Source organism: Caballeronia terrestris, assembly GCF_001544515.1.
GTDB lineage: Bacteria > Pseudomonadota > Gammaproteobacteria > Burkholderiales > Burkholderiaceae > Caballeronia > Caballeronia terrestris.
The window spans coordinates 1-2,198 of the sequence record NZ_FCOL02000291.1 but is presented as its reverse complement, the minus strand read 5'-3'; the positions used below and the strand labels follow the sequence as shown (position 1 = coordinate 2,198).

Below are 2,198 nucleotides of genomic sequence, written 5' to 3'. Positions count from 1 at the left end.
TCGCCGGGCGGGGCGTACGGCGCGCTCGCTCTGCCGGGACTCGCATTTCTCGGCGTCTGCTTCGTCGCCCCGATCGGTTACCTGCTCGTCCTATCATTGCATGCGGGCGGTGCGATGGGCCGAGTCGACGACGGTTGGAGCTTCGTCAACTACGTGCGCTTCGTCTCCGACACGTACTACCTGCAGATCCTGCTCGATACGCTGGGCTTCGGCGCGCTGACGGCGGCCATCTGCGCGATATTCGGATTTCCATTCAGCTACTACCTCGCTCGCACGCGCTCACGCTGGCGTACGCCGCTCCTGTTCGTGACGGTGCTGCCGCTCCTCATCAGCGCCGTGATCCGCAATTTCGGCTGGATCCCGGTGCTGACGGAACATGGCCTGCTCAATGTGCTGCTGCTCGATGCAGGACTCGTGAAAGAACCCGTGCAGTGGATCTTCAACTACGGGGGCGCGCTGATCGGCATGGTCCACGTCGAGTTTCCCTTCATGGCGGGGCGCGCGCTCCTGATCCAGACGTCACGCCTGCTGGGCGGCGACGAGGGGAATCTCGACAAGGCCGTCGCCGAGATCTCGAAGGTGAATGCGCGCACGTTCTGGCAGACCTCGCAGCAGGCGGAACAACTCACCAAGTCGGGCGACATCTGGCTTACCGTGATCGCCGATGGCCGCGCCTGGGCGCTTCAGGATGCCTACAAACCCGCGCGCGCGGCGCGTCCGAAGGAAGGCTCGATCGCGTTTCCCTCGACGGCGGACATCGTCAAGGGCACGCCGCATCCGGAACTCGCCGTGCAATTCGTCAATGAGATCTACGGTGCGCTCTACCAACTCGGCAACGCGACCGATTTCTATTATGGCCCGATCAACCGGTTGCTCGCGCCCGTCATCAGTGCCGATCCCCGGCTCGCCGCGAAGCTCATCTACACGCCGGAGCAGACGAAGAGCCTCTATCACCCGAACTGGGACAAATTCTGGGCGGCGCACGAACGCGCACGGGACTTGTGGAACCGAACCATCGTGTCGGGCAAGTAACGCGGCGGAGAAACCATCATGAGTCGAATCGATACTGCGATCTTTCCCGACGCCGCTTCACAATTGCGGCGCGAGCTCGCGGACGCCGCGCCGATTCGCAGGGAGCGCGCCGCGCAAGTGGACGCGGCCGGAAAGTATCCGCACGAGAACATCGGCACGCTGCGCGACGCGGGCCTGCTCAAGCGATAGTCGTGCCGAAGGACTCTCCGGTCAGGGAATTGCGGGATCTGAAGGGCAAAAAGATCGCTTTCGCGAAGGGCTCGCAAGGTCATCTGTTCGTGCTCAAGGCGATGCAGGATGCGCACATGGATCCGGAGTCGACGCAGTTCGCTTATCTTTCATACGGCGATGCGCGTTCGGCCTTCGAGCGGGGCTTCATCGACGCCTGAGCGGTGCCCGACCCCCGCTATGCGGATACCGAACTCACCACCGGCGCGCGCACCATCCGGACGATCGGTAATCTCTCTGTGCCGCAATACATATTTCGACGCGCGGTTTTGCGCAGAAGACCAACAGCCGGCCAAGAAGATAGAGATAAGCCTGGCTGGGCGTCGAAACATGAATAAGGTAAGCGGGAAACTGTAGAGGTGAATATTGCCTATCGAGATAGCAAGATCCATAGATCGCAGGTGCTTCATGCCGAGGCAAACCGCTATCGATGCCTGCGCGCGCCCAGACTGCGACGCATTTTGAGGTCGCTACCGTGAAGCATCAGTATCTTCCCCATCCATGGCTCCATTGCGCGTTTAATCCAGCGGCACGGTTAGCCGATCGATCACGGTCCGCGTCTCGGGCCGCACGCCGCGCCACCAGTCGAAGGCTTCCGCTGCCTGTTCCACCAGCATGCCCACGCCGTCCGCGATGATGCGCACGCCTGCATTGCGCGCCAGCCGCAGGAAGGGCGTCAATCGCTTACCGTAAGCGAGTTCATAGGCCGCTCCTTCCGGGCTGAACACGCTCGGCGGAACCGGTGGCAGCCCGCCGGTTAGACTGGCCGAGGTCGCGTTGACCACCAGATCGAAGCGTCCCATCGCTTCGAGATCCCCGTATGCGCAGGCGAGTAGGGCGCCACGTCCGCCGACCTTGACTGCAAGCGCCTTCGCTTTCTCGACGTCGCGATTGACGATGACCATTTCCACCGGCCCCGCCGCCAGGAATGGCAGCAA

3 protein-coding genes and 1 pseudogene are annotated in these 2,198 nt (G+C 62.5%); 3 read left to right on the top strand and 1 reads right to left on the bottom strand.

Annotated elements, in window-relative coordinates; translation table 11 throughout:
• From AWB67_RS36675 to AWB67_RS36670, 3 genes are all read left to right on the top strand, one after another.
• Positions 1-1,032 (top strand): extracellular solute-binding protein (locus AWB67_RS36675; protein WP_087660722.1); only part of this gene is annotated, 1,032 nt, incomplete at its 5' end.
• An 18-nt stretch (positions 1,033-1,050) separates the two neighbouring features.
• Positions 1,051-1,221 (top strand): hypothetical protein, encoded by a 171-nt coding sequence (locus tag AWB67_RS41635; RefSeq protein WP_200822408.1) that lies wholly within the window; start codon positions 1,051-1,053, stop codon positions 1,219-1,221.
• Between the two features lie 2 nt (positions 1,222-1,223).
• A complete protein-coding gene (locus tag AWB67_RS36670; protein ID WP_235025577.1) occupies positions 1,224-1,421 on the top strand; it encodes an ABC transporter substrate-binding protein in 198 nt (65 codons plus the stop codon).
• A 357-nt stretch (positions 1,422-1,778) separates the two neighbouring features.
• Here AWB67_RS36670 and aroE read toward each other — a convergent pair.
• Positions 1,779-2,198, bottom strand: a pseudogene (gene aroE / locus AWB67_RS36665) (shikimate dehydrogenase); the annotation flags it as partial.